The sequence below is a fragment of the Geobacillus sp. FSL W8-1251 genome, from assembly GCF_038005945.1.
GTDB lineage: Bacteria > Bacillota > Bacilli > Bacillales > Anoxybacillaceae > Geobacillus > Geobacillus stearothermophilus.
Genome location: NZ_JBBOUF010000001.1, coordinates 1,955,334 through 1,980,699 on the forward strand (window position 1 = coordinate 1,955,334; position 25,366 = coordinate 1,980,699).

The following is a 25,366-nucleotide window of genomic DNA, read 5'->3' on the forward strand; positions in this document are numbered from 1 at the left end:
ACAAAACTGTCATTATATATTGACGCAAAAATATGATAAACTAAACATGGTTATTCTACATATTTTTTGGATTCGGAGGAACTTGCGATGAACGTGCCAATGTTGGATTTAAGCGAACAGTATGAACAATTGAAGCCGGAGATCATGCGCGTATTGGATGAAGTGATGCGCTCCTCTCGCTTTATTTTAGGAGATTATGTCAAAAAGCTAGAAGCAGATATTGCTGCCTACAGCCGGGCGAAACACGGAATCGGCTGTGGCAACGGAAGCGATGCGATACATATTGCTTTGCAAGCAGCCGGCGTCGGGCCGGGCGATGAAGTCATCACAACGGCGTTCACCTTTTTCGCGACGGCAGGATCGATTGCGCGGGCCGGCGCCAAACCGGTGTTTGTCGATATCGATCCGGTGACGTTCAACATCGATCCAGCGCAAGTTGAAGCGGCGGTGACGGAGAAGACGAAAGCCATCATCCCGGTGCATTTGTACGGGCAAATGGCGGATATGGAGGCGATTGCCGCGATTGCCAAGCGGCATGGATTGGTTGTCATTGAGGACGCCGCCCAGGCGATCGGCGCGAAATACAACGGGAAATGCGTTGGCGAGCTTGGGACGGCGGCGACGTACAGTTTCTTCCCGACGAAAAACTTGGGCGCCTATGGGGATGGCGGCATGATCATTACGAATGATGACGAACTGGCCGAAAAATGCCGGGTCATCCGCGTTCATGGCAGCAAGCCGAAATATTACCATCATGTACTTGGCTACAACAGCCGCCTCGATGAGATGCAAGCGGCGATTTTAAGCGTCAAATTCCCGCATCTGGATCGGTGGACGGAACAGCGGCGCAAGCATGCGGCGACGTATACGCGCCTGCTCGAGGAGGCGGTCGGCGACCTTGTTGTGACGCCGAAAGAAGTCGACGGTCGCTATCATGTGTTCCATCAATACACGATTCGAGCGCCGAAGCGCGACGAGTTGCAAGCGTTTTTGAAAGAACAGGGGATCGCGACGATGGTGTACTATCCGCTGCCGCTGCATTTGCAGCCGGTGTTTGCTTCGCTCGGGTATAAGGAAGGGCAGTTGCCGGAGGCGGAAAAAGCGGCGAAAGAAGCGCTGTCGCTGCCGATGTTCCCAGAGCTGAAAGAGGAGCAGCAACAGTACGTCGTCGAGAAAATCGCGGAATTTTACCGTCATTTCGCTTGATCGTCCAACCGGCCAAAGGAAACGTCACTTGCGCACAGCAATGGCGTTTCCTTTGGCGTTGGATCATTTGTTTTGTTCACAACACTTTGTTATTTTATGATAAGGGGTGGTGGCCGGATTGACGGCGGAAAAACGACCGTTTGTGCTGTACGAATATTTGCGCTTTTTTTGGCAGCGAAAATGGTGGTTTCTTGTTGTTCCGCTTGCGACGATCGTGTTGACCGTCATCGCAGGGCGGCTTTTGCTGCAGGGGGAGAAGTATACGGGGAAAGCTGTCGTGTTTACCGGATCGATTGGTGTAAAAGAGTTGACGGATCCGAAAAATATAGAAGCGAAGTTTCCAGATGTGAAAAACTTGGATGTCGTCGTTCCTGAAGAACAGTACGTGCAAATCACGGTCAAAGGCGACGATGAACAAGACGTGAGTCGAGAATTGAAGCTTGTTGTGTCGGAATACAGCCAGGAGCTCAAGCGCCATTCGCAAGAGCGGATTGATGTCACCACGAAATACTTGCATGCGCTGGAAGAACGGGAGCGCGCCTTGCAGCAAAAAGTCGATTATTATAGCGAACAAATACAGTCGGGCCGCTTGAACCCAGAACAGCTCCATGACATCAGCGACTTGTTGGTCGAGTCGGAAAACAACTTGACTGAAGTGATGGAGCGTGTCAATCGCATCCGCGGCAATCTTGTCTTTTACGAAAAACCGGCCGTGTTGTCGGAAACGGTGGCGAAATCGAAAACGTATACGGGGCAGCTGATGGCCGTCGGCCTTGTCCTCGGCCTGTTTTTGACGGTCGTTTGGCTCGTGCTTTGGAAGTATATATTGGACGCGAGGAGGTACTATTCTTCATGATCCGTTTTGCCATTGTCGGCATGGGGCATATCGCCAAAAAACATATCGATGCCATTGAAAAGGCGGACGGCGCCGAGCTGGCGGCAGTGTGCGACACGAATCCGGAACGTTTGCGCGACGTGTCGGACGTTCCTGTTTACACTGATATGGAGACGATGTTGAAGGAGAACGAACAGATCGATGTCGTCAACATTTGTGTTCCGTCTGGATTGCACGCGCGGCTGGCCAAGCTGGCGGCCCGCTATCGCCGTCATATCATTGTGGAAAAGCCGATGGCGCTCCGTGTGAGCGACGCTGAAGAGATGATCCGCGCGGCGAAAGAATACGACGTGAAGCTCGCGGTCGTTCATCCGAACCGCTTCCGTCCGGCTATTCGGAAGCTGAAAGAGGCGATGGAGCGTGGGATGTTCGGAAAACTGAGCCATGCGAACGCCACGGTGCGCTGGAATCGAAATCAAGCCTATTATGACCAGGCGGCGTGGCGGGGGACGAAAGAGTTTGACGGCGGCGTCTTGATGAATCAAGCCATTCACAATTTGGATTTGCTGCTTTGGCTGATGGGGCCGGTCAAGGCGGTGCAAGCGATGGCGGCGACCCGTCTGCGCAAGATTGAGACGGAAGACGTCGCGGCGGCGGTCGTCGAGTTTGAAAGCGGGGCGCTTGGCGTCATTGAGGCAGCGACGACGATTTATCCGCAAAACTTGGAGGAATCGATCGCCATTTTCGGCGAAACGGCATCAGTGAAAATCGGCGGCCGGACGGCCAACTTTATCGAAACGTGGGAAGCGGAAGGCGTCAGCGAGGAAGAACGGGCAAAGCTCATCGATGAGATCAACGCCGACCCGTTTGGCAAGCCGGGGCACCAATGGATCATTGAAGATATGGTGCAAGCGATTCGCGAAGACCGCGAGCCGATCGTCACGGGTTTGGACGGATTGGCTCCTGTTCGGCTGATCGAAGCGATTTTGCGTTCGGCGGAAACGGGGACAAGAGTGCAACTATCTGAGTAGAAAGGAATGAGAGGAATGAACTACGCGGAACGGCTGTTGAAAAAGTTTGAGAAACGCGACGCGGTCATCGGCGTGGTCGGGCTTGGCTACGTCGGGTTGCCGCTGGCAGTCGAAAAAGCAAAAGCAGGGTTTCATGTCATTGGCTTTGACATCCAACAAAGCCGCGTCGATCAAGTGAACAATGGGATCAACTACATCGGCGATGTCGTCGATGAAGATTTGCATGAGATGGTCAAACAAGGGCGGCTTGTGGCGACGACCGATTACGCCCGGATCGCGGAAGTCGATGCCGTGGCGATCGCGGTGCCGACCCCGCTCGATGAGCATCATCAGCCGGATACGTCCTACGTCGAAAACTCGGCGAAGGAAATCGCTAAATACGCCCATGAAGGGATGCTTGTCGTGTTGGAATCGACCACCTATCCAGGCACGACGGAAGAAATCGTGAAACCGGCGCTGGAGAAAAAGGGGCTCGTCGTCGGGAAAACGGTGTTCGTTGCCTATTCGCCGGAGCGGGTTGACCCGGGCAACAAGCAGTTTAAGACGAAAAATACGCCGAAAGTCGTCGGCGGCGTGACAAAGACGTGCACGAAAGTGGCAGCGGCCATGTATCGAGCTGTGCTTGAAGGCGATGTCCACGAAGTGTCGAGTCCGGCGGTGGCGGAAATGGAGAAAATTTTTGAAAATACGTTCCGCCATATCAACATTGCGTTGGCGAACGAAATGGCCATTTTGTGCGAACGGATGGGCATTGACGTTTGGGAAGTGATCGAGGCGGCGAAAACGAAGCCGTACGGATTTATGGCGTTTTATCCGGGACCGGGGCTTGGCGGCCATTGCATTCCAATCGACCCGTTTTATTTGACATGGAAGGCGCGCGAATACAACTACCATACGCGCCTGATCGAGCTGGCCGGCGAAATCAATAATGCCATGCCGGAATACGTTGTCAATCGCGCAATGCTCATTTTGAACGAAGAAGGGAAGGCGATGCGCGGTTCGAAGGTGACGGTGCTCGGCGTCGCCTACAAAAAAGACATTGATGATGTGCGCGAATCGCCAGTGTTGAAAATCGTCGAGCTGCTCGAGCAATACGGAGCGGAATTTTCCGTCGTCGACCCGTATGTTCCGTCGTTCCGGGCGTGCAACCGGGTGATTGAGACGGTCGAGCTGACGCCGGAACTGCTTGCACAGTCAGATCTTGTCTTGATTACGACGGATCATTCCAACATCGACTATGAAATGGTCGCTCGTCACAGCCGGGTCGTGTTTGACACACGCAATGCTATGAAAGATGTGTCGAAACCGGCCAAATACGTCAAATTGTAAGCGAAGGAGACGAAACCATGAACGTTGTCGATCCCTCTGTTGTTTGCGGTGAACGTGTCGAAATCGGCCATTTCACGGTCATCGAGGCGAATGTCAAAATCGGAAACGACGTTAAAATCGGACATCGCGTCACGATTCACGAAGGAACCGTCGTCGGCGACGGCGTGACGATCGCCGACGGAGCGGTGCTCGGCAAACCGCCGAAGCCGGCGAAAACGAGCACCGTCAAGCTGTCGGGTGAGCTGCCGCCGCTTGTCATCGGCGACCATTGCACGATCGGCGCCAACGCTGTCATCTATCGAGGAGCAGTGATCGGCGCCTACACATTGATCGCTGATTTGGCGAGCGTGCGCGAAAACGTGCACATCGGCCAATATGTGATCGTCGGGCGCGGGGTGTGCGTCGAAAACCACGTCCAAATCGGCGATCGGACGAAAATCCAGTCGAACTCCTACATCACGGCCTACACGACGCTCGAAGACCATGTGTTCATCGCCCCGTGCGTCACGACGACCAATGACAACTACATGGGGCGGACGGAAGAACGGTTCGCCAAAATCAAAGGGGCGACCGTCAAGCGCGGGGCGCGCGTCGGAGGCGGAGCGATTTTGCTGCCGGGCGTGACGGTGGCGGAAGAGACGTTTGTCGCCGCTGGGGCGCTCGTCACAAAAGATACGGAACCGAGGACGGTCGTGAAAGGATTCCCGGCGCGCTTCAGCAAAATGGTCGACGAGCGGGAGTTGTTATAAATTGTTCTCGGCATTCAAGCGTTTAGGAGCGGACTCGCTCCTTTACGCGTTTATGAACGTCGGCACGAAGCTGATTGCCTTTTTGATGCTGCCGATTTATACAAGCTATTTGTCCAAGGCGCAGTACGGGGCGGTCTACTTGATCGACCAATGGACGTCGATGCTGACATTTCTCGTCATTTTCGGTACGGATTCGGCGCTCTCTTTTTACTATTACGACACGGACGACAAAGAGAAGCGCCTTTTGTATGTGCGCAACGTCATGTACTTCCGGCTGTTTGTCGTCGCCATCTTATTTTTGGCTGTCGTTTTGGCCGGTCCGTGGATCGCAGGCGCGCTGTTTCAAGAACCTCGCTATGTCGATTTGCTGTACATCAGTATCGCGACGTTGCTGCTCGATACGATTTTCGTCATGGCGACGACGGTGCTGCGGTTTGAATTTCAGACGAAAAAAGTCGTGATTTGGACGCTCGTGAAAATGCTGCTTGTCGCTGTGCTGTCGTATGCGGCGCTCCGGTGGTTCGCGGCGACGCCGGAAGGGCTGCTCATCGGCCGGCTCGTGAGCAGCGCGCTCGTGTTTTTGTTGATGCTGCATTTGACCGTAAAGTATATGGTGTGGCGCGTGCGCTTTGACGTGTTAAAGGAGCTGCTTGCCTACGCCGCCCCGCTCGTGCCGACTTCGCTCGCCTTTTGGGTGATCGCCAACGTCAGCACGTTTTTCATCCAACGGTTTGCGTCGTTGGAGGAAGTCGGGGTGTTTGGGGTTGCCTTGCGTCTCGCGACCGTGATCACGCTCATCACGAGCGGCGTGCAGATGGCGTGGCGTCCGTATTCGATGTCGATGAAAGACCGGCCGGAAAGCCGTGCGCTGTTTGCGAAAGTGTATATGGCGCTTTTGCTCATTGGAGCGTTTGGGTTGCTTTTGATCGCCACGGCGAGCCCGTGGCTTGTGGAAACCTTTTTCAAACCGGAATATCGCGATGCAGCGTCCTATATCCCGTTTTTATCGGCCGTCACGTTTTTGAACTTTTATTATCTGATTGTTTCCACCGGCTTGTTTTTGACAAAGGAAACCGGCTATATTTCACGGGTGTTCACGCTAGCGGCGCTTCTTCATCTTGCATTGAACGCCGTTTTGGTGCCGCTTTGGCTCAGCTGGGGGGCGGTCGCGGCCAGCCTCATGACGTATATGGTCGCTGTGGCTTTCATTTTTCGCAAAAGCCAGCAAGTGTATCCTGTGCCAGTGTCATGGAAAAAGATGGCTTTGGTTTTGGTCGGCACATTGCTCTCCCTCATCGTCATCGTCTACGTTCAGCAGGCGCCGATTGCTGACGGCTGGGTGCTCGCTGGTTGGGGCCTGTTTGCCGCCACACTCTTTGCCAGCCGGGTTGATCGTGATTTGCGCCGTCCGGTGCGCACGATCGAGGATGAAAATGCGCAAAATACTTGATAACCGCTCATCTGATCTAGGAGGTGCTTCGGATGAAAATCGCCACCGTGTTAGGCGCCAGACCGCAGTTTATCAAGGCTGCCCCCGTCTCGCGCGTCTTGCGAAAACAATATACCGAAGTGCTGATCCATACCGGGCAGCACTATGACCCGAATATGTCGGCCATTTTTTTTGAGGAGTTGAACATTCCGACGCCTGACTACTATCTAGGGGTGGGTTCAGGCAGCCATGGAAAGCAAACGGGCGAAATGCTGATGAAAATTGAAGAAATTGTCATGCAGGAAAAACCGGATTATGTGCTCGTCTATGGCGATACGAACTCGACGCTCGCGGGCGCTCTTGTCGCAGCGAAGCTCCATATTCCCGTCATCCACGTCGAAGCCGGACTGCGCAGCTTCAACAAGCAGATGCCGGAAGAAATCAACCGCATCATGACCGATCATGTCTCCGAGCTCTTATTTTGTCCAACGGAGACGGCCGTGGAAAATTTACGAAAAGAAAATATTACGCGAAACGTCTGGAATGTCGGCGACGTCATGTATGACGCCATTTTGTACAACAAGGAGCTCGCACAGCGCCAATCGACGATTTTGGCTGATTTGTCGCTGGCGGAACAATCCTACTACTTGATCACCATTCACCGAGCGGAAAATACCGATGACCCCGACAAATTGAAAGCCATTTTGGCTGCTTTTCGGGATATTGACGGAACGAAAGTGTGGCCGATTCATCCTCGGACGCGGCATAAGCTTGAAGAGTACGGCTTGGACGCTTCGGCGATTCCAGGGCTTCGGCTGATCGATCCGGTCGGTTATTTGGACATGCTTCGGTTAGAGAGCGGCGCGAAAAAAATCATCACCGATTCAGGAGGCGTACAAAAGGAAGCGTATTTCCTTCGTGTGCCTTGCGTGACGGTGCGCGAACAAACCGAATGGGTGGAAACGCTCGAAGGCGGGGCGAACATCTTAACCGGCACGGACCGCGAGAAGATCGTCGCGGCGGTCCACAAGGAAGTCGCCCCTGTTTATGCGGACGTCTTTGGCGATGGGCATGCGGCGGAGAAAATCGTGGCGGCGATCGGACAGCGATAAGGGTGCGTCGGCATGTTGGACGTGTTGATTGGGTTGATTGTTCTTGTCGTCTCCACCTTGATGTTTCGCTATGCAGCGGGGACGCTTTCATGGACGGCGCCGAATCTCGTGTCGATTGTGTACTATTACTCGTTCCTTCTGTCAAGCTTCATCGGCGCGCTGCTGATCGCCTTGGGGATGGACGATTACTACATGATTCGCAAGCTGTTTCGGCCCGAGGAATACCGGCAGATTGGATTTGCTGTCGTATGCTTTGTCATGATCGTGTTCCCGCTGTCGATGGTGGTCGTTTCAAGGCTGTGCGGATTTGAAGCGAGGCAGGAGTTTCGCGCCTATTTGCAAAAGCCGCTTTCTCCGTTGGCTGGAGCGACGGGCAGCCAAGTGTTTTATGCGTTTTTGGCGCTGTCGCTCCTCAGTTTTGCCGCCATTGCGTATATGATTTGGAAAACGCCGACGATTCCGGTGTTTGCGCTCTTGACAGGGACGGATGAGAGCTTGGCTGCGTTGCGCATTGAGGCGTCGCGCCATTTTGCCGGAAACGTGCTCGTTCGCAATATTTTTGCCATTACGCTCACGCCGCTTTTGTCGTTTATCGCTTATTTGTTTGCCGAGCTGACGCACGAGTGGCGGTGGAAGCTGCTGTTTATCTGTCTGTTTGTCGGAGCGGTGTTCGTCAATGTGTATGATTTGGCCAAATCGCCGATTTTCTTTTACGTGATGATGTTTTTGCTGATTCGCATCTACATTGGAAAAACAAGGCTGTCGGCGGCGAAATTGGCGTTGTATGGGGGAGTGGGGGCGGCGGTGCTCGTCGGCATGTACACCGTCATTCAAGGGGTGCAAGATGTTGCGACCTTTTTGTCTTACAACAAAGGCCCGATCGGCCGCATGATTTTGGCGCAAATCGCGCCGATGTTTCTTCATTTGAATTTGTTCGGCGAAGCGCTGCCATTTCTTTATGGAAAAAGCTTGCCCTCGATTTTAACAGGGTTGTTTGACGTCGAGAATGTCCGCTCCGCCCGCCTCGTGATGGCGCACGTGTTCCCAGAGCGGATTGAAGACGGGACAGGGGGAGTGTTGAACACCCTTTTTGTCGCTGAGGCGTATGCCAATTTCGGTTATGTGGGGATCGTCATCGGCACGCTGTATGTCGGTGTCGTGACGCAGCTGTTGTATATTGGGTTTCTACGGCTGCCAAAAAATCCTTTGTTTTTAAGTTTGTTCGTTTATTTTTCCATTAACATCCCCCGCACGCTCGTCGGTGGATTCACCGATTTTTTGTTCAATCCGACCTGGGTGCTGCTCGTGGCATTGTTTGGCGGAATGGCGTTGTGGCTGCGGGTGCAGGGGGATTTACGGGCATGGTTTGCAGCGAAAAGGCGAATCACGGATGAGGGATGAATGATGAAAACCGTATTGATTTATTACCCGTTTTCACTCGTCGCGGAACGAAACAGCGGGTCAAAGCTGCGGCCGTATGAAATGCATCAGGCGTTTTTGCGCTGGGGAGCGAAAGAGGGAGTGGACGTTCTTCTGATCGCCGGCACGTCAGCCGAGCGGGAGAAGCAATTTCAAGAGCTCCGCAGCCAAGGCAAGCTCGATGATGTCTGGTTTTGTTATATGGAAAACCAGACGATTCCGCTTTGGCTCACGGACCCAGGACACCGGCCGCAACGTCCGTTCGTCGATCGGGATGTGCTCCGCTACCTGAAAGGCCGCAACGTTCCCATTGGCGTCTTTTACCGCGACGTCTATTGGAAGTTTCCTGATTTGTATCCGCTCCGCGGTTGGAAAAAAGCGGCCATGCAAATGATGTACCGTTGGGAAGAACGGTTTTACGAGCGGTACTGCGATGTCATCTTTTTGCCGAGCCTCGAAATGGGAACATATGTCGCGATCCGCCGCCCGATGGTCGATTTGCCGCCGGGTGGGAAGCAAAAGCCGTTTCAGCGGTTCGGGACGGCGAAACAGCCGCTGAATGCCATTTATGTTGGCGGCATCAACAATGCCGACTATGGGCTTTTGCTCCTGCTTGAGGCGATTCGCTTGGCAAACCGCCGCAAGCCGCTTGTTTCGCTCACCGTCGTCTGCCGAAAAGACGAGTACGAGCGGCAGCCGCTTGCGGTGAAAGAAGAGCTTGCCGCCTTGCAAGTGCGCGTCGAGCACGTCAGCGGCGAAGCGCTCGACCGTTTGTATGCGGAGATGGATTTCGCCTTCATCCCGCGGCGGCGGAGCGAGTATAATGATTTTTCCGTTCCCGTCAAACTGGTCGACTATCTGTCGAGCGGCCTGCCGATTGTCGCCACCGCTTGCTCGGCGCAAAAGCGATTGATTGAAGCGGATGGGTATGGCGTCATTTGCGACGACAACCCGTCGTCGATGGCAGAAGCGATCGCCAAGATGGCGGACATGCTCGAGGAGTGCCGCTTGCGCATTGCGCGGACGTTTATGGCGAAACATTCATGGGAAGCGAGAGTGGAAAAGGTGAAAGAAACGTTGGTGGGGGGCCTCCGATGAAAGTCGCCTTATTGGCTCCAAGCAAATCGATCCATACGCATAAGTGGGCCCGCTTTTACCAAACGCAAGGCATCGATGTGAAAGTCGTGACGTTTAAAGACCATTACGGGCCGGAGCAAGCGAAAGAAGTCGAGACAGTCGTGCTGCCGAAATGGCTGCCGGGGAAGTTGTCGTATTTTTCCACTGTCTTTTCATTAAAGCGGCTGCTCGCTTCGTTTCGACCAGATATTTTGCACGCCCATTATGCCTCCAGCTACGGGTTGATCGGGGCGCTTGCTTCGTATCATCCGTTTTACGTCTCCGTCTGGGGACGCGACGTGTATCAGTTTCCGAATGCCAATCGCTGGAACCGACGGATGCTTGAATATACATTGCAGCGAGCGGATGTCATTTGTTCGACAAGTCATGTGATGGCGAAAGAAACCGGAAAGTATACGGACAAACCGATCGAGGTGACGCCGTTTGGGGTGGATGTCGCCCGCTTCAAACCATTGCCGAAACAGCCGAAACGGACCGTGACGATCGGCACAGTGAAAGCTCTTTCGGACAAGTACGGGATCGCTGATTTGATTCGAGCGTTTGCCGTTGTGCACGAGCGGCATCCACAAACGGAGCTGTTGATCGTCGGCGATGGGCCGCAGCGAAGTGAATACGAGGAGCTGTGCGCCCGCCTCGGCATCCAATCCGTGACGACGTTTGTCGGCAAAGTTCCGAACGAACAAGTGCCACTGTACATCAATCAAATGGATATTTTCGCCGTGCCTTCGACTGAAGACAGCGAAAGTTTTGGCGTTGCCGCCGTCGAGGCGATGGCGTGCGGCGTTCCCGTTGTCGTCTCCAACGTCGGTGGATTGCCGGAAGTCGTCCGTGAGGGAACAACGGGGTTGATTGTGCCGAAAAACAGTCCGGAAAAGCTAGCGGAGGCGTTCGAACGGCTGTTGCTTGATGAGAGGCTGCGGCAACGAATGGGGGAAAACGGCGTCAACCATGTTCATGAACATTACGATTGGACGGAAAATGCGATGCGCATGATCCGATTGTATGAACAAACGTTGAAAGGCGGTGGAGGGAGTCGATGAGGAACAAAGCCGTCATATCAGCCGCCGCGGTTGGTGCTCGTTTGTTGCCGAAAGCGGCGGCTAGGACGCGAAGCCGGCGGCTTTCCGTTGGCAAGCTCGTGATGGCCGTTGGCTTACGGCAACGACTATACATCCAAGGACAGCGGAACGATGCCAGGGGGGCGTTGCCCTTTTTCCACGCCTCGTTTGCGCTCGCCTCTTGGCGCTCGAAATGGAACGTTCGTTTGCGATTTTGGGGGAAAGTGGTGTGGAGCGGACGATGAGGATCATTTACCTATGCCAACACTTCCCGCCGGAAACGGGCGCACCGCAAATTCGTGTGTATGAGGTGAGCAAAGAGCTGATCAAACGGGGGCATCAAGTGGAAGTGCTTACGGCATTCCCGCATCATCCGCACGGCGTCATCCCCAAGCCATACCGCGGCCTGTTTTATTTGTTCGAACAATGGGAGGGCATTCCCGTTCATCGGACATGGATTTATCCGTCGCCAAAGGGGAGCTTTTGGAAGCGACTCGCTTCGTATTTTTCGTTTACGTTCAGCTCGTTTTATTCGCTGCTTGTGAAAGCGAAGCCGACGGATGTGATCATTTGCAATTCCCCGCCGTTGTTTTTAGGGATCACCGGGTACGTGGGCGCAAAGTTGAAACGGGCGAAGTTTGTCTTCAACGTCGCTGACATTTGGCCGGAATCGGCCGTTGAGCTCGGCATTTTGAAAAATCGGCTGTTCATCCGAATGGCGAGATGGCTCGAGCTGTTTTTATACCGGAAGGCTTGGAAAATCGCTGCCGCGACAGAAGGCATTCGCGATTATATGATTGAACAAGGAAAGGCGCCCGAGGATGTCTTTTTATTGCCGAACGGCGTCAACACGGATGTGTTTCGCCCGCTGCCGAAAAACAAAGAGTTGCTTGCGGAATTAGGGCTCGAAGGAAAAGTGGTGTTTACGTACGCCGGAACGATGGGATACGCCCAAGGGCTCGATTCGGTGCTGCGGGCGGCGGCCATCGTCAAAGCAAAAGATGAACGGGCGCATTTCCTGTTTGTCGGCGATGGCCAAGAGCGAGAAAAGCTGATGGCGTTAAAAGAAGAGCTCGGCCTTGACAATGTGACGTTTTACGGATCCGTTCCGGTTGAGAAGATGCCGGAGATTTTCTCCATCACCGATTACAGCATCGTTTCGCTGCGCAACATCGATTTGTTTAAAGGGGCAAGGCCGTCGAAAATTTTCCCGGCGATCGCCACCGGAACCCCGGTGCTGTATTGCGGCGAAGGGGAGAGCGCCGAGATTTTAGAAACATACCATTGCGGAAAAATCGCTCCTCCAGAAAATCCTGAACAGATCGCTGCCGCGGTTCTCGAGTTGCTTTGCCTTCCGAGCGAGGAATACGAAAAGATGGCGGAAAATGGGCGTAAGTTGGCGGTGGAGCAATACTCATGGATTCGCATTGTCGACGATTTGCTTCACGCCCTTGGCGATGAAACAAAACGCGAATCCGTCAGATGGACAGAAAAATAGAAAAAGAAGAAAGGGCGTTCCGCTCACAAAGAAGGACGCCCTTTTTTGTTCCCGAGTGATGCCGAGGTGGAGAGCAAAATCCCGTATGACATCATGGACTCTGTCGCTAGAACGAGACTTCAGCACCGGGGAAGTAGTGTTCTAAAATTTGCTCCGCCGTCCATCCACGCTCGGCAAATGCTTTTGCTCCGTATTGGCTCATGCCGATCCGGTGCCCCCATCCTTTTCCCGTGACAGTGATCGAGCTAACCCCTGACGGCGAGGCGGAAAGCGGCACGATGCCATCCGTTGTTTGCACCTTGATTCCTTCGACGCCGGCGAGCGAAACGGTTCCGCTCCCTGTTTGGACGGAGTAAGATGACAAGGAAGAGGCGGCGATGTTGCCGCTGGCCGTTTGAATCGACACGGATGGGCCGCTTTTTTGCACTTGAATGTCAAACCAGTTGGACGGCAAGATGCCGTAAAATTGATTGCCGTCTAGCGGGAACAGTTTGCGGATGATCGCTTCATTGCCTTTCACCGTTTTTTCGCCTGCCGAGGTTTCAATCGTGACGGCCCCCACTTCTCCGTTCGCGCCGGTTTTGGCGATCGAGACGTCGTATAAAACAACCGATGGATCGTTGAACCCGAACGAACGCAACAGCACAGCTGGGGAGAAGGTGAATGACCATCGGCTGTACGGCGATGATTCATACGGGTCATCGACGCTCGCCAAATATGGGTAGGCGGTTTGCGACGAGTTCCAGACGTCGCTTACATTGGCGGTTCTGCCGCCGCTTGTCGAGTGGTAATACGTTTCAATGATACTGCCATTATATTTCAGATACCATCCTCTTGTCGCATCCACTGCCTCGTTCGATCGGGGAGATTCTCCATCATATCCTTTATACGTCTGTGTGTTTGGATTGGTCGTCAAACTTGTTTTATGTTTATAGGCATAGTTTCGGGCTGCAATGGCTTGCGCCTTCAGCGCCTCAAGCGGCCAAGAGGCAGGCATCTCGCTCGGCACGACTCCTTTTAAATAATCTTCCATATCTAAAATATTGACAACATACAAGGCGCTGTTTTGCAGGCGAATGTCGACGCTTCCCCGATACCGCGTTTGGTTCACCTTGACAAGCGACAACGGCGCCGCGCCGATCGTTTCTTGAATGGTAAATCCGGTGCTTGAAAAATCCGTCTTTCCATTGTACGTGACAAACACGGTCGAAGAGGAAGACTGAAATGTCAGATTTGTCCCGCTTGGCAGCGGGGTGATCGTCAACGTCTCTTTATTGACGATTTGATAGTTTCCTTCGACGGCGACTGTCACCGATGTCCCTTTATATAAAAGGACTTGCACGGTATTGTTGTACGTTTTCACCCCAGCGGCGTTCGACGCGGAAGGAGAGACGATGAGCCAAAACAGGCCGACGGCCAACCACGCCAATTTTTTCACCGTCTACTTCACCTCACCAAATTCAGCGGCCATCCAACCCTGACGCCCATCAGACAGTTGCACGTTGTACCATTTCTCCCCTTTGCTGTTGGTAAACGGCTGAATATAGACCATCTCTGTCCCTTTTGGAACGGTCGCAATAATCGGATAAGAAGTCGTCGCTCCTTTTCGAATATTGACCGCGGCCGTGGCGATGACGTGCTTGGTGCTGTCGCTGCTGACGGCGGATGTCGAGACATCGCCGGAATAAATCCAACCTTTCAACGATGAGGGGAGGATGATGTTGTACCACAATCCTTGGGAAGTAAGGTACGCCCCGACCACTTGCAGTGAAGCCCCTTTCTGTTTATAAGTGATGACGCGGTATCTCGTTGCCGCTCCGCTGCGGACGGCCGCATTGTTTTTCGCTACATAGACGACAGAAGGCAAAGAAGGCGAAGCGGGTTTGCTGGCAAGTTGTTGTTGAAGTTGTTGAATTTGTTGTTGCTGGGCGGCCAGTTGTGCTTTCAGGTTGGCAATGTCGTTTTTCATCGGGTTGAGCTGGGAAGTCACCCAGTCGACGCTCGCTAACACGACTTCTTCTGATGCTTTCATCGCCGATGGCGTAAACAAGAGGGCGCCTGCCGTCATTCCGACCGCCAGGCTGGCAGCAACGGCCCATTTGGCTTTTCGTTTCATCATGTTCATCTCCCCCGTTTTTGGATATGGAAAGAAAGGAGAATAATAGCTTTCCTAAAAGGCCGGTGAAAAACAACGGATTCGCTCGGTTCATGAGGAATCGCAAGGAATGAAAACGCGATGCTGCCATGTTTCTCAGTTTGACGAACTCCGTCGTAAAGCTTTGCAATCCGTTGCATTACCGGCCTTCTCATGCTATTATTCTCCGAACGCGAACAAACTAGAATTGGCTGAAATACTCTTCCAGTCCTTCGCGAATGCCGACGGCCGCTTTTTGGCGGAACGCTTTCGTTTTGAGCTGCGCCTCTTCATTTGGATTGGAGATGAAGGCGAGCTCAACGAGAATGCTCGGCAGCTCGTTTTTCCGGTTGACGTAAAAGTTTTGCGTTTTATGGCCGCGGTCATATGTTCCGAGCTGTTGGACAAGATGTTTTTGCACGATGGCGGCCAACTGCTCGCTTTTTGGCCCATTGAAGTTGCTCGATACGTTGTAGTACGTTGTCGTTCCGCGAGATGTCCGCGAGTACGAGTCGGCGTGAATGCTGATAAAGGCGTCGTAGTCGGAACTGTTGGCGATCCATGTCCGTTCAGACAGCTCCAAAAAGATGTCGGTGCTTCGCGTCAATTTCACGATCGCTCCGGCCCGCTCCAATTCTTCTTTTAGCAATAAGGCGGTGTCGAGAGTAATATCTTTTTCCCGCGTGCCGCCAGGGCCGATCGCCCCGGTGTCGTGCGCCCCATGCCCTGCGTCAATGATGATTTTTTTGCCCTTGAGTCCGGTCTCGAGAATTTTCAGCGCCAATCGGTCGCTGTAATGGCGAAGGGTGAACGTGTACCCCGGTTCAAAGGTGATGAGCAGGCTGCTGCCGGTCCATTCCACGGTTTGTATGCCTGGAATATCGGTCGACGGGACTTCAGCGTAGGAAAACGAGCCGGTGATTTTCAGACGATTGCCCGGCAACAACGAATAGGAGACGCGGAAATTAGACGTTTTTTTCCACATCAAATAGGCATTGTCGTTGATGGTCGAAAAAGTCGGTTCAACGAGACTATTTAAGGCGACGGTAGAGGTGCTTGATTCCTCCACCCATCCGCGGACGCCATTGGATGTTTCGACATTCAGCCATCCATGATATTCGTAAAGGACAGCAAGCCGCTCATTCGCTGCCAACGCCTTCAACGATTGATAGTTCGAAGATGCACCTCGGCGCAGCGGAGTGCCCGCCTGTTTGACGTATACGTAGGATGGGGCTTTTACTTCAAACACCGGCATCCATCCCGTTTTCCCCGATGCAGAGGTGACTTGCACCCAGTCGAACGGAGATGCTTCTGTCGTCTTCAAAACCGTGACCGTTCGGTTTTTCGCAATCCGCTCGATGACGGCGGCGCTCAACGAAGGTTCGGCAAACAGCGCCGCATTAGCGGTTGTCACCTGCTTTTGCATCCCCTGGTTGGCTGGTGGGGAAAGGTAGGATTTGGTTACGACCGTCTCGTGCACCCAGCCGAGCGTTTTTCCATTGAGGGACACTTTGTACCAAAGCGCTCCCGACGCATCTTTGGCGCTTGACAGGCTGTTCAGTTTGGTTCCTTTTTTCAGTTGGGTGACGACTTTTGCTTTTAAAGATGGAGCTTGCCGCACATTGGCGACCGAAACGCTGACCGTCAGCGGCTGGCCTGAGACGCTGGACGTATCCGAGACACCGCTTGGAACCGACATGGTTGATGACATCGTCAACACTTTTTCCGACACCCATCCCCGGACATGTCCGAGATCAACGCGGCACCAAAGTTCCTGACCATTTGTGACGAACAAATCGATCACTTTGACAGATTGACCGCGTGACACTGTAGCGACGGCGCGGTAATGGACGCTCGCCCCGCGGCGAACCGGGGAGGACTGCACAACGTTCATGAATGTCGGCAAAAGTGTCGGAAGCTGTTTGGGTATGTAGATCTGTTCCGTTTTCACCCATCCTTTGACTCCCGCCCACTCCACACGCACATACTGTTCCCCGAGCGAATTGGTGAACTCGGCAATGATGGAGACGACATCACCGTTAGACAGTGTTTTGACGACCGGATAGTAAGGGGATGCCCCCTTGCGCATCGCGATGTCGTTGGCGGCGATCACCGCACGCTTTCCGACGAGCATGGAAGGCGGTTGGTTAGAAAAGCTGTTCGCACGCGTCCAGCCGGTGACGCCTCCGTACTCGATGCGGTACCACGTTTCACCATAGGCATTTTGAAACTCGTCTATGACTTTCACTTGTTGGCCAGCGGGAATCGAGCCAACGGACCGATATGAATCGGTTGCCCCTCTTCTCAGCAACGAGTCTTGCTTGGCGAACATCACGTTAGGGAAGGCGGAAGAGACATGCGCTTCAGAAAAGTCGTCTGCCCGCGCCCAGCCTGTGATGCCCTTATATTCGATGCGATACCACGTTTCGCCAGCAGCGTTTTGGAACTTGTCGATGACCTTTACTTGTTGGCCAGCGGAAATGGATTCGACGATTTGATAGGAATCCGTCGCTCCTCTCCTCAGCAAAGCGTTATGCTCCGCGACCATGAGTGTCGGTGAGGATGAGGACGGACTTCCATCGGCGGCCAAGGCGGCCGACGGCCACAGCGGGCAAGTCGCTAACAAGACGGAAAGAAGCGTTTTTTTCAAGGATTCGATCCCCCCTTTTTTCTCAAGTTTGCGTTTTCTATACTATCATAGCGAATTTTGCCGTTTTATCCAACCCGAATTCAGTCCTATTATGAGAAAAAATGAAAAGTTTTGTTGAAAAAGAGAAAAAAACAGAGGACATGAAAAGTTGTGTTCTTTCATCATCATTGCGGCATGATATACGCTGTAAATGGAAAAAGGCGCCCCATTGCTTTTGGGAGCACCTTCTTTGTGATCGTTAATTTTGGTTTTGTGTGGATGGTGAATTGCTGCGCGTGAGGGAGGCGTTGGACGTCTCGAGCGCTTGCCGCAGCGTTTCATTGATTGAGCTGACCGATTGCTCGTCGGGGATGTAGTAGTACACGCCGTTGATTGTTTCGTCGTATCCTTTCAAATGCAAATTTTCTACATCCGCGTTTTTCATTTTTTGATAGACATAGATGAACGATAACAAATCGGCCGGAGGGATGTTCGTCCGCACGTGATCCCCTAAATCGGCGATGATGTCATCCAGCTTCGGCAGCGAGGTGATGGATGTGCTTTTGTCAATAATGGCACGGATGACTTGTTTCTGCCGTTCATTCCGCCCAAGATCGCCGCGAGGGTCCGATTTTCTCATGCGCACATAGGCGAGCGCTTCATTGCCGTTCAACTCTTGTTTGCCTTTATGGAACGTATGCCATTTGAGGGAGCCGGTCAGTTGGGCTTTGAATGTGAACGGAACATCCACCGTGACGCCGCCTAAGGAATCGACAATTTTCTGGAACCCGTCAAAATCGGTTGTCACGTAATAGTCAATCGGTACATCGATCAGCTCATTGACGGCTGCAATCGTCGATTGAATGCCGCCGTAGCTGTAGGAATGGGTGATTTTGTCTTTCCGCCCTTCGCTCGGGATGTAAACGCGCGTGTCGCGCGGAATGCTCAACAAATACACTTTGTTCGTCTTCGGATTGACGGTCAAAAGCATGACGACATCAGACCGCCCCTCCTCGTCGTGGTACTGGTTTTCCACTCCGACTAACAGAACGGTAAATGGGTCTTTGCGCATCTCAATGTTTCTTGCCGGCTTGCCTGATGGATCAAGCGCTTGATACATTTTGCTTGACGCCTGTTTCGTCTCGGAGTAAATATTGTAGCCAAAGGCGCCGACACCCCCGAGCAAAAGAAGAAACACGAGCAAAAATAATCGGCGGAGCCGTTTTTTTTTCTTTCGCTTTTTCACCGTTTTTCTTGTATGATTCATCGTTTAACCCTTCTTTCCTTTCCAGTTTCGTTTTAGGAAGACGGAAGCAACCGTTCGGCATACTCCATCGCTCCCGCCTGAATGTCCGCCCTTCCGTTTGTCAGTTCGGTCATCCACTCGCCGAACGAAGACTGGCTGTCCTCGGGAACGAGAACATCAAACGTGACGCGGTCGGCATATTGGATATTTTTAATAGTATATACGGAAGAGCGCAGCTCATTTTCCACCTTCCCAAGCCACGAATAGTCAATCGTCACCTGCATGACGCGCATGAGCCGGCGTTCGACGATGCCTGCGGCGTTCAGGCCTTCTGAGACGGCGCGGCTGTATGCACGCACCAAGCCGCCCGCACCGAGCTTGATGCCGCCGAAGTAGCGGGTGACGACGGCGACGGTGTCTTTCAATCCTTTTTTCTTCAGCACTTCAAGCATCGGCACCCCTGCGGTGCCGCTCGGCTCACCGTCATCGTTCGCTTTTTGGATTTGGTCATGCTCCCCAATCAAATAGGCGGAGCAGTTGTGGGTGGCATCCCAATGCTTCTTCTTGATCTGTTGAATAAAGGCGATAGCCTCTTCTTCCGTTTCCGCGCGGTTGACATAGCAGATAAACCGTGATTTTTCAATTACGATTTCGTGTTCACCGTATCCTTTAACCGTGTAATATTTTTGTAACAAAACGAAACACCTCAACGATCAACATCGTGCAAACGGTTTATTTGTTTATTTTTGCAAGAACGGCTAGCGCTCTACTCTCATTATGGTAAACTAAAAATAGAGCATGCTTTTATTATTATAAATCGACAACTTTTTTCCTTCAAACAAATTTTGCTGGCGCCCATGCGCACCGCTTGGCAGCGCTGTTGGAGGTTGGCAAATGGCTAAGGCAAAACAGTGGGACGTAAAGCAGTTAGATCGGATTGTCGAAAAAATGATCGACACCGTTCAACATAGCAAAGACGAAATTTTCCGCATCGGGGAGCAGTCGCGTCAAGAGCACGACCATTTGCTTCGTGAACTCGAGGAGGTGAAGCGGCTGACCGTGCAGGCGATCGAAGAAGCGGACCGGCTCGAAATGGAGGCGCGCCGGGCGCGCCGCCGCCTGTCGGAAGTGAGCCAAAACTTTTCGACCCACTCGGAGCAAGATATTCGCGAGGCGTATGAAGCGGCGCACGAGCTGCATATGAAGCTGACGATGGTGCGCGAGCGGGAGAAACAGCTGCGGCTGCGCCGTGATGAACTTGAGCGGAGATTGGCGAGCCTTGCGCAAATTACAGAACGCGCCGATTATTTAGTCGGGCAAATTACGGTCGTGCTCCACTACTTAAACAGCGATTTCCGCCAGGTCAGCGAGCTCGTTGAAGGAGCGAAGCAAAAGCAGGAATTTGGGCTGAAAATCATCGAAGCCCAGGAAGAAGAGCGGCGGCGGCTGTCGCGGGAAATCCATGACGGCCCGGCGCAGCTGCTTGCGCATGTCCTGCTTCGATCGGATCTCGTCGAAAAGGTGATCAAAGAGCGAGGGACAGAGGCGGCGATCGCCGAGATTCGTGATTTTCGCAAAATGGTGCATTCGGCTTTGTCCGAAGTGCGCCGCATCATTTACGATTTGCGGCCGATGGCGCTTGATGATTTAGGATTGGTTCCGACGCTAAAAAAATACTTGCAAACGACCGAAGAATATAATAACGGAGTCCACATTTCCTTTGTACATATCGGCGAAGAAATTCGGCTGCCGTCGCGGATGGAGGCGGCCGTGTTTCGCCTTGTCCAAGAATCGGTGCAAAATGCCTTAAAGCATGCCGAAGCGCGCCACATCGACGTCAAAATGGAAGTGACGTGCCACCATCTGCTTGTCAGTGTCAAAGACGATGGCAAAGGATTTGATCCATTGGTCAAAAAAGAAAATGCGTTCGGCTTGATTGGCATGCGGGAGCGGGTGGAGCTGCTCGGCGGCACGCTCGACATCCGCTCAAAGATTGGCAGCGGAACGACCGTGTTCATTCGCGTTCCGCTCGACCGTTCGACTGACGAAACGAACAAGGAGGAGAGGAAACGATGAAAACACGCATCGCGATTATCGACGATCACCAGCTGTTTCGCGAGGGCATCAAGCGCATTTTGGAATTTGAGGGCGATTTTGAAGTCGTGGCGGAAGGAAGCGACGGAAGCGAAGTGCTTTCGATCGTCGAAACATACCGCCCCGATTTGGTGCTGATGGACATCAATATGCCGGACATCAACGGCGTGGAGGCGACGAAACAGCTGATCGAAGCTTACCCTGATACGAAAGTCGTCGTGCTGTCGATCCATGACGATGAACACTATGTGATGCGCGCTTTGCAGACGGGGGCGACGGGGTATTTGCTGAAGGAGATGGATACCGATACGCTCATTGAGGCGGTGAGAATCGTCGCGGAAGGCGGATCGTATTTGCATCCGAAAGTGACGCACAACTTGATTCGCGAATACCGCCGCTTGACGTCGGAAAAAGGCGGCGTGGCGGTCAAACAAGAAGTGCGTCGTCCGCTGCATTTATTGACGCGGCGCGAGTGCGAAGTGCTGCAGCTGTTGGCCGACGGCAAAAGCAACCGCGCCATCGGCGAAGCGCTGTACATTAGCGAAAAAACGGTGAAAAACCACGTCAGCAGCATCTTGCAAAAATTAAACGTCAATGACCGGACGCAAGCCGTTGTGGTTGCGATCAAAAACGGCTGGGTGGAGGTGCGCTGAACGGAACGGGGGCTCTCGTCAGTCTTTGCAGCGGTGCGTTGACGATCGAAGCGGCTTCCTGTGGCATCGATGCGCCGTTTGGTGGCGAAGGAGCGGCTTGGGCAAAGCGTTGCATGAGGATCAACGATGTTCCGCTTCACGGCCTGCCCGCGTTCTTTGCCTCCTCATGCATCGAGCGGTGGTGGACAACGAGTCTTTTTGGTATAATGGCAGAAAATGCTGAATCAGGAAGGAATGGCGTCTGTGAAAATTGCGATTGTCACCGATAGCACGGCTTATTTGCCGAAAGACGTGCGTGAGCGGCTCGGCATCCGGATGATTCCGCTCAGCGTCATTTTTGGGGACGAAACATATCGCGAAGAGATCGATATGACGGCGGATGAATTTTTTGTCAAAATCAAGCAGAATCCTAAGCTGCCGACGACATCGCAGCCCTCAGTCGGCGAATTTGTCGACTTGTTCACTGCCATTCGTGAGGAAGGGTACGACGCTGTCATCAGCATCCACCTTTCAAGCGGCATCAGCGGCACGTATCAAGGCGCGGTGACGGCGGGGACGATGGTCGATGGTCTGCGCGTTTACGCCTATGATTCGGAAATCAGCTGCATGGCGCAAGGGTTTTACGCCATCGAAGCCGCCGAGATGGCGAAGGCGGGGAAAATGCCGGAGGAGATTCTCGCCCGTCTTGATGAGATGAAGCGGACGTTGCGCGCCTATTTTATGGTCGACGACTTGTCCCACCTGCAGCGCGGCGGACGGCTGACTGGCGCGCAGGCGTTCATCGGCGGCCTCTTGCAAATCAAGCCGCTTCTTCGCTTTGAAAACAAAGTGATCGTGCCGTTTGAAAAAATCCGCACGCGCAAAAAAGCGATCCACCGCATCGAAGAGCTGTTCGCCGAAGATGCGGACAAAGGCGTTCCGCTCAAAGCCGCTATCATCCATGCCAACCAGCCCGATGAAGCGCACCGCTGGCGCGATGAGCTGTCCGCCCGCTATCCGCACGTCGAATTTTCGATCAGCTATTTTGGCCCCGTCATCGCCACGCACGTCGGCGAAGGCGCGCTCGGGTTGACGTGGTATCAGCCTTAAGCCGAGGCCGCAAAGCACCGCCTCGAGGCGCTGCAGCCGAGCACAAGGCGGAACGGTGTGCCCCGCCTTGTGCGGCGGCGAATTTGTTTTACATTCGTTTTCTCACCTCCTTATGAAACGGACCGGAGATGCGGTACTGGCCGAACTTGTCGAACGTTTTCCTTTCCTGAAAAATTTGTCGCTATTTCCCCGGGAATGTTGTCGAAACACGTTGTCGATCGACTCCGTGACTGTTCTGTGAATCTTCGCTGGCGTCAAGTTTTGCTGCATCCATTTCTTTTGAAGACCGATATGTCGTGAAAAAGACGGTCAAACCACATCCTTATTCCATTTGGAAAGGCCTTTTCACCTCCACTTTCTTTTTTGATCGAATGTTGCCGTTTTGTGCATGGCGTCTGTTTTTTATTACCAACCTTCTAAAGAATGCCGTGAGATCGCTCTTTCTGTCCCTTTATGCGTTTCAAGCCTCTCAACTTGGGGAGAGGGTGTTTTCCAAGGCGTTTTTGCCGCGTCACCCGCTCTGTTAGGATCTCAGAGACATGCTTTTCCTAAATGACAAAAGGAGTGATGCTCATTGTACATCCCCCCATCAACCGCTGCTTCGCCGCTTGTCGTCTGGCTCAATGGCCAGCGCCTACCCCGAGAGCAGCTGCCGTTTCCCGATGGAGAAGTCGCTGCCGCCATCCAGACCGGTTTGCTTCACGAACAGCCCGGGCTCATCAAAACAGCGCGCGCCTGGCGCTGCGTCCGTTGCGGAAATAACGATCCTCATCTTTTTGCCTCGTTTCCGTGCGCCCGCTGCGGGGCAGATTGTGCGTATTGCCGCAAGTGTCTCGTGATGGGGCGCATCAGCTCCTGCACTCACCTTGTGCACGTGACGATGCCGCTTCCGTCCGAGCTGCACGAAGCGCCGCTTTCCTGGGACGGGGAACTGTCCGCCGCTCAGGCGGAGGCTGCCCAGGCAGTCCGCCAGGCGGTGCTGGACCGAAGCGAACTGCTCGTTTGGGCCGTATGTGGGGCAGGGAAAACCGAGATGTTGTTTCCTGCCATCGCTGCCGCCTTGGAGGAAGGTTGGCGAGTTGGCCTCGCCACGCCTAGAGTGGACGTTGTCCGCGAACTGGCTCCGCGCTTCCGCCAGGCGTTCCCGCGCGTTTCGCTCGCCGTATGGCACGGCGGAAGCGATGAGCGCGGGCGAATCGCCCCGCTCGTTCTTTCCACTACCCACCAACTGTTGCGCGCGTACCGCGCGTTTGATGTCATGATCATCGATGAAGTCGACGCCTTCCCGTATTCGGTTGAACCGATGCTTGAATACGCCGTCAGTCAAGCGCGGAAAGAACGATCAAGCCTCATCTATCTCACCGCCACTCCCTCCCGCGCTTGGCAACGTGACATTGCGCGTGGCAAACGGAACGCCGTCGTCATCCCCGCCCGCTACCACGGCCGTCCGCTTCCCGTCCCCGTGCTTGAATGGTGCGGCAATTGGCGCAAGCAGCTCGAGCGCGGCCGCTTGCCCGAAAACGTCCTTGCGTGGGTTCGCCATCGTTTGGAACAGAGAAAGCAGGCGTTTTTGTTCGTTCCTCATATCGATGAGCTTGAAGCGGTCACCCGCCTCTTGCAACGGGTCGATCCCCGCATCGTCGGCGTCCACGCCGAAGCCCCGGATCGCGCCGATCATGTGCAGGCGTTTCGCGACGGGCGCGTTCCGCTGCTTGTGACGACGACGATCCTTGAACGGGGAGTGACGGTACCGAACATCGATGTCGCCGTCCTTGGCGCCGAAGACCGCATCTTTACGGAAAGCGCTCTCGTGCAAATCGCCGGCCGCGTCGGCCGCCACACCGCGTTTCCGGATGGCGACGTCCGCTTTTTCCATCACGGAAAAACGAACGAGATGGTACGGGCGCGTCGCCACATTGTCCGCATGAATGAGACAGCAAAGAAAAGGGGGTTGCTGCATCGATGAACTGCCTCCTTTGCCATTCTCCGTACAATCCGATCACGAGCTGGCGCCAGCTGTTTCTTCTTGAAGACCCAGACGTCCTTTGCCCGCGCTGCCGCGGTGCGTTTGTGCTTATTGACGGCCGCCTTTGCGAGATGTGCGGCCGCCCGCTTGAGGAGGCGGCGCCATCCGTGTGCCCCGACTGCCTTCGGTGGCAGGAAGATGAACAATGGGGGAGGGCGCTCGTGAAAAACCGATCCGTCTATGTATACAATGACTGGATGAAAGACGTCGTCGCCTTATGGAAGTTCCGCGGCGACTATGTCATCGTCGAGGCATTCCGCCGTCCGTTTGTCCACGCGTTTTTCCGCCATTTCGGCCGCGATTGGTGCATCGTTCCGATCCCGCTGAGCCCCGAACGGCTGTATGAGCGCGGCTTCAACCAAGCGGAAGCGCTCGCCCGCCTGCTTCCATCCCTGTATTTCCCTTGGCTGGCCCGTAAACATTCCGAAAAGCAATCGAAAAAATCGCGCCGCGAGCGGCTCGAGACCGACAACCCATTTTTCCTTGCCGATCATCCCCCGCTTGACGGAAAACGAATCGTGCTGATCGACGACATTTACACAACGGGCATCACCATCCGCCACGCCGCCCTTGTTTTGCTTGAAGCGGGGGCGGCCGAGGTGGGGGCGTTGACGCTCATTCGCGCGTAACAGTGTAAACATGGGAAGCCTACGTACCGATATAAACAGTAGGAGAACAAAGAGCGAGGAAGA

At 53.8% G+C, this 25,366-nt stretch carries 22 protein-coding genes; 17 read left to right on the top strand and 5 right to left on the bottom strand.

Translation table 11 applies throughout. The features are described 5' to 3' along the window. The first annotated feature begins 87 nt into the window (after window positions 1-87). The 12 genes from NSS88_RS10220 to NSS88_RS10275 all read left to right on the top strand — a co-directional run bounded on the left by NSS88_RS10220 (window position 88) and on the right by NSS88_RS10275 (window position 12,803). Window positions 88-1,206, top strand: a complete 1,119-nt coding sequence (locus tag NSS88_RS10220) for a DegT/DnrJ/EryC1/StrS family aminotransferase (RefSeq protein WP_033014895.1) — start codon at window positions 88-90, stop codon at window positions 1,204-1,206. 118 nt (window positions 1,207-1,324) lie between these two features. Next, window positions 1,325-2,062, top strand: coding sequence for a lipopolysaccharide biosynthesis protein (locus NSS88_RS10225; protein WP_341085382.1), 738 nt, complete (start codon window positions 1,325-1,327; stop codon window positions 2,060-2,062). Beyond that, window positions 2,059-3,072: a Gfo/Idh/MocA family protein gene (locus NSS88_RS10230; protein ID WP_013524681.1), complete on the top strand. Its 1,014-nt coding sequence runs from the start codon at window positions 2,059-2,061 to the stop codon at window positions 3,070-3,072. Before NSS88_RS10225 ends, NSS88_RS10230 begins: the two co-directional genes overlap by 4 nt. Window positions 3,073-3,087: 15 nt before the next feature. After that, window positions 3,088-4,401, top strand: a complete 1,314-nt coding sequence (locus NSS88_RS10235; protein ID WP_232854581.1) for a nucleotide sugar dehydrogenase — start codon at window positions 3,088-3,090, stop codon at window positions 4,399-4,401. 17 nt (window positions 4,402-4,418) lie between these two features. Next, entirely contained in the window at window positions 4,419-5,150 is a 732-nt protein-coding gene (locus NSS88_RS10240) for an N-acetyltransferase (protein WP_033014903.1), read from the top strand. Window position 5,151: 1 nt separating this feature from the next. Beyond that, window positions 5,152-6,600, top strand: a complete 1,449-nt coding sequence (locus NSS88_RS10245; RefSeq protein ID WP_341084332.1) for a lipopolysaccharide biosynthesis protein — start codon at window positions 5,152-5,154, stop codon at window positions 6,598-6,600. Between the two features lie 32 nt (window positions 6,601-6,632). Beyond that, a complete protein-coding gene (gene wecB, locus NSS88_RS10250; protein ID WP_025950142.1) occupies window positions 6,633-7,691 on the top strand; it encodes a non-hydrolyzing UDP-N-acetylglucosamine 2-epimerase in 1,059 nt (352 codons plus the stop codon). 12 nt (window positions 7,692-7,703) lie between these two features. After that, complete coding sequence (locus tag NSS88_RS10255) at window positions 7,704-9,092, top strand: O-antigen polymerase (protein WP_053532157.1); 1,389 nt, start codon at window positions 7,704-7,706, stop codon at window positions 9,090-9,092. After that, window positions 9,093-10,208 carry a glycosyltransferase gene (locus NSS88_RS10260; RefSeq protein ID WP_049624566.1) on the top strand — a complete coding sequence of 372 codons (1,116 nt, stop codon included), beginning with the start codon at window positions 9,093-9,095 and terminating at the stop codon, window positions 10,206-10,208. Further along, complete coding sequence (locus NSS88_RS10265) at window positions 10,205-11,287, top strand: glycosyltransferase (RefSeq protein WP_033014914.1); 1,083 nt, start codon at window positions 10,205-10,207, stop codon at window positions 11,285-11,287. The genes NSS88_RS10260 and NSS88_RS10265 overlap by 4 nt, the downstream gene beginning before the upstream one ends. Continuing rightward, a complete protein-coding gene (locus NSS88_RS10270; protein ID WP_033014916.1) occupies window positions 11,284-11,550 on the top strand; it encodes a hypothetical protein in 267 nt (88 codons plus the stop codon). The genes NSS88_RS10265 and NSS88_RS10270 overlap by 4 nt, the downstream gene beginning before the upstream one ends. Then, on the top strand, window positions 11,547-12,803 hold the full coding sequence (locus tag NSS88_RS10275; RefSeq protein ID WP_033014918.1) for a glycosyltransferase family 4 protein: 1,257 nt from the start codon (window positions 11,547-11,549) through the stop codon (window positions 12,801-12,803). The genes NSS88_RS10270 and NSS88_RS10275 overlap by 4 nt, the downstream gene beginning before the upstream one ends. A gap of 106 nt (window positions 12,804-12,909) precedes the next feature. On the opposite strand, the gene NSS88_RS10280 is transcribed toward NSS88_RS10275, so the two are convergent. The 5 genes from NSS88_RS10280 to NSS88_RS10300 form a co-directional block, all read right to left on the bottom strand. Then, window positions 12,910-14,241: a SpoIID/LytB domain-containing protein gene (locus NSS88_RS10280; protein WP_341084341.1), complete on the bottom strand. Its 1,332-nt coding sequence runs from the start codon at window positions 14,239-14,241 to the stop codon at window positions 12,910-12,912. Window positions 14,242-14,244: 3 nt separating this feature from the next. Further along, window positions 14,245-14,922 carry an SH3 domain-containing protein gene (locus NSS88_RS10285; RefSeq protein WP_061580562.1) on the bottom strand — a complete coding sequence of 226 codons (678 nt, stop codon included), beginning with the start codon at window positions 14,920-14,922 and terminating at the stop codon, window positions 14,245-14,247. A gap of 217 nt (window positions 14,923-15,139) precedes the next feature. Continuing rightward, window positions 15,140-17,587 carry an SH3 domain-containing protein gene (locus tag NSS88_RS10290; protein ID WP_341084346.1) on the bottom strand — a complete coding sequence of 816 codons (2,448 nt, stop codon included), beginning with the start codon at window positions 17,585-17,587 and terminating at the stop codon, window positions 15,140-15,142. 238 nt (window positions 17,588-17,825) lie between these two features. Next, window positions 17,826-18,833, bottom strand: coding sequence for an LCP family protein (locus tag NSS88_RS10295; protein WP_341084349.1), 1,008 nt, complete (start codon window positions 18,831-18,833; stop codon window positions 17,826-17,828). Between the two features lie 32 nt (window positions 18,834-18,865). Further along, entirely contained in the window at window positions 18,866-19,507 is a 642-nt protein-coding gene (locus NSS88_RS10300) for a YigZ family protein (protein WP_055358247.1), read from the bottom strand. Window positions 19,508-19,706: 199 nt separating this feature from the next. On the opposite strand from NSS88_RS10300, the gene NSS88_RS10305 reads away from it, so the two are divergent. The 5 genes from NSS88_RS10305 to NSS88_RS10325 all read left to right on the top strand — a co-directional run bounded on the left by NSS88_RS10305 (window position 19,707) and on the right by NSS88_RS10325 (window position 25,303). Next, window positions 19,707-20,888: a sensor histidine kinase gene (locus NSS88_RS10305; protein ID WP_339239611.1), complete on the top strand. Its 1,182-nt coding sequence runs from the start codon at window positions 19,707-19,709 to the stop codon at window positions 20,886-20,888. Further along, window positions 20,885-21,559, top strand: a complete 675-nt coding sequence (locus tag NSS88_RS10310) for a response regulator transcription factor (protein WP_339239608.1) — start codon at window positions 20,885-20,887, stop codon at window positions 21,557-21,559. The genes NSS88_RS10305 and NSS88_RS10310 overlap by 4 nt, the downstream gene beginning before the upstream one ends. Window positions 21,560-21,802: 243 nt before the next feature. Continuing rightward, window positions 21,803-22,648, top strand: a complete 846-nt coding sequence (locus tag NSS88_RS10315) for a DegV family protein (protein ID WP_049626162.1) — start codon at window positions 21,803-21,805, stop codon at window positions 22,646-22,648. Window positions 22,649-23,222: 574 nt separating this feature from the next. Continuing rightward, on the top strand, window positions 23,223-24,614 hold the full coding sequence (locus NSS88_RS10320) for a DEAD/DEAH box helicase (protein ID WP_341084357.1): 1,392 nt from the start codon (window positions 23,223-23,225) through the stop codon (window positions 24,612-24,614). Then, window positions 24,611-25,303 (top strand): ComF family protein, encoded by a 693-nt coding sequence (locus tag NSS88_RS10325; RefSeq protein WP_055358252.1) that lies wholly within the window; start codon window positions 24,611-24,613, stop codon window positions 25,301-25,303. The genes NSS88_RS10320 and NSS88_RS10325 overlap by 4 nt, the downstream gene beginning before the upstream one ends. Window positions 25,304-25,366 lie beyond the last annotated feature (63 nt).

Coding starts and splice junctions, on each gene's coding strand:
- NSS88_RS10305 (WP_339239611.1), top strand. CDS start 19,707: ATGGCTAAGGCAAAACAGTGGGACGTAAAGCAGTTAGATCGGATTGTC.
- NSS88_RS10270 (WP_033014916.1), top strand. CDS start 11,284: ATGAGGAACAAAGCCGTCATATCAGCCGCCGCGGTTGGTGCTCGTTTG.
- NSS88_RS10275 (WP_033014918.1), top strand. CDS start 11,547: ATGAGGATCATTTACCTATGCCAACACTTCCCGCCGGAAACGGGCGCA.
- NSS88_RS10285 (WP_061580562.1), bottom strand. CDS start 14,922: ATGATGAAACGAAAAGCCAAATGGGCCGTTGCTGCCAGCCTGGCGGTC.
- NSS88_RS10295 (WP_341084349.1), bottom strand. CDS start 18,833: ATGAATCATACAAGAAAAACGGTGAAAAAGCGAAAGAAAAAAAAACGG.
- NSS88_RS10255 (WP_053532157.1), top strand. CDS start 7,704: ATGTTGGACGTGTTGATTGGGTTGATTGTTCTTGTCGTCTCCACCTTG.
- NSS88_RS10220 (WP_033014895.1), top strand. CDS start 88: ATGAACGTGCCAATGTTGGATTTAAGCGAACAGTATGAACAATTGAAG.
- NSS88_RS10240 (WP_033014903.1), top strand. CDS start 4,419: ATGAACGTTGTCGATCCCTCTGTTGTTTGCGGTGAACGTGTCGAAATC.
- NSS88_RS10235 (WP_232854581.1), top strand. CDS start 3,088: ATGAACTACGCGGAACGGCTGTTGAAAAAGTTTGAGAAACGCGACGCG.
- NSS88_RS10260 (WP_049624566.1), top strand. CDS start 9,093: ATGATGAAAACCGTATTGATTTATTACCCGTTTTCACTCGTCGCGGAA.
- NSS88_RS10310 (WP_339239608.1), top strand. CDS start 20,885: ATGAAAACACGCATCGCGATTATCGACGATCACCAGCTGTTTCGCGAG.
- wecB (WP_025950142.1), top strand. CDS start 6,633: ATGAAAATCGCCACCGTGTTAGGCGCCAGACCGCAGTTTATCAAGGCT.
- NSS88_RS10230 (WP_013524681.1), top strand. CDS start 2,059: ATGATCCGTTTTGCCATTGTCGGCATGGGGCATATCGCCAAAAAACAT.
- NSS88_RS10325 (WP_055358252.1), top strand. CDS start 24,611: ATGAACTGCCTCCTTTGCCATTCTCCGTACAATCCGATCACGAGCTGG.
- NSS88_RS10265 (WP_033014914.1), top strand. CDS start 10,205: ATGAAAGTCGCCTTATTGGCTCCAAGCAAATCGATCCATACGCATAAG.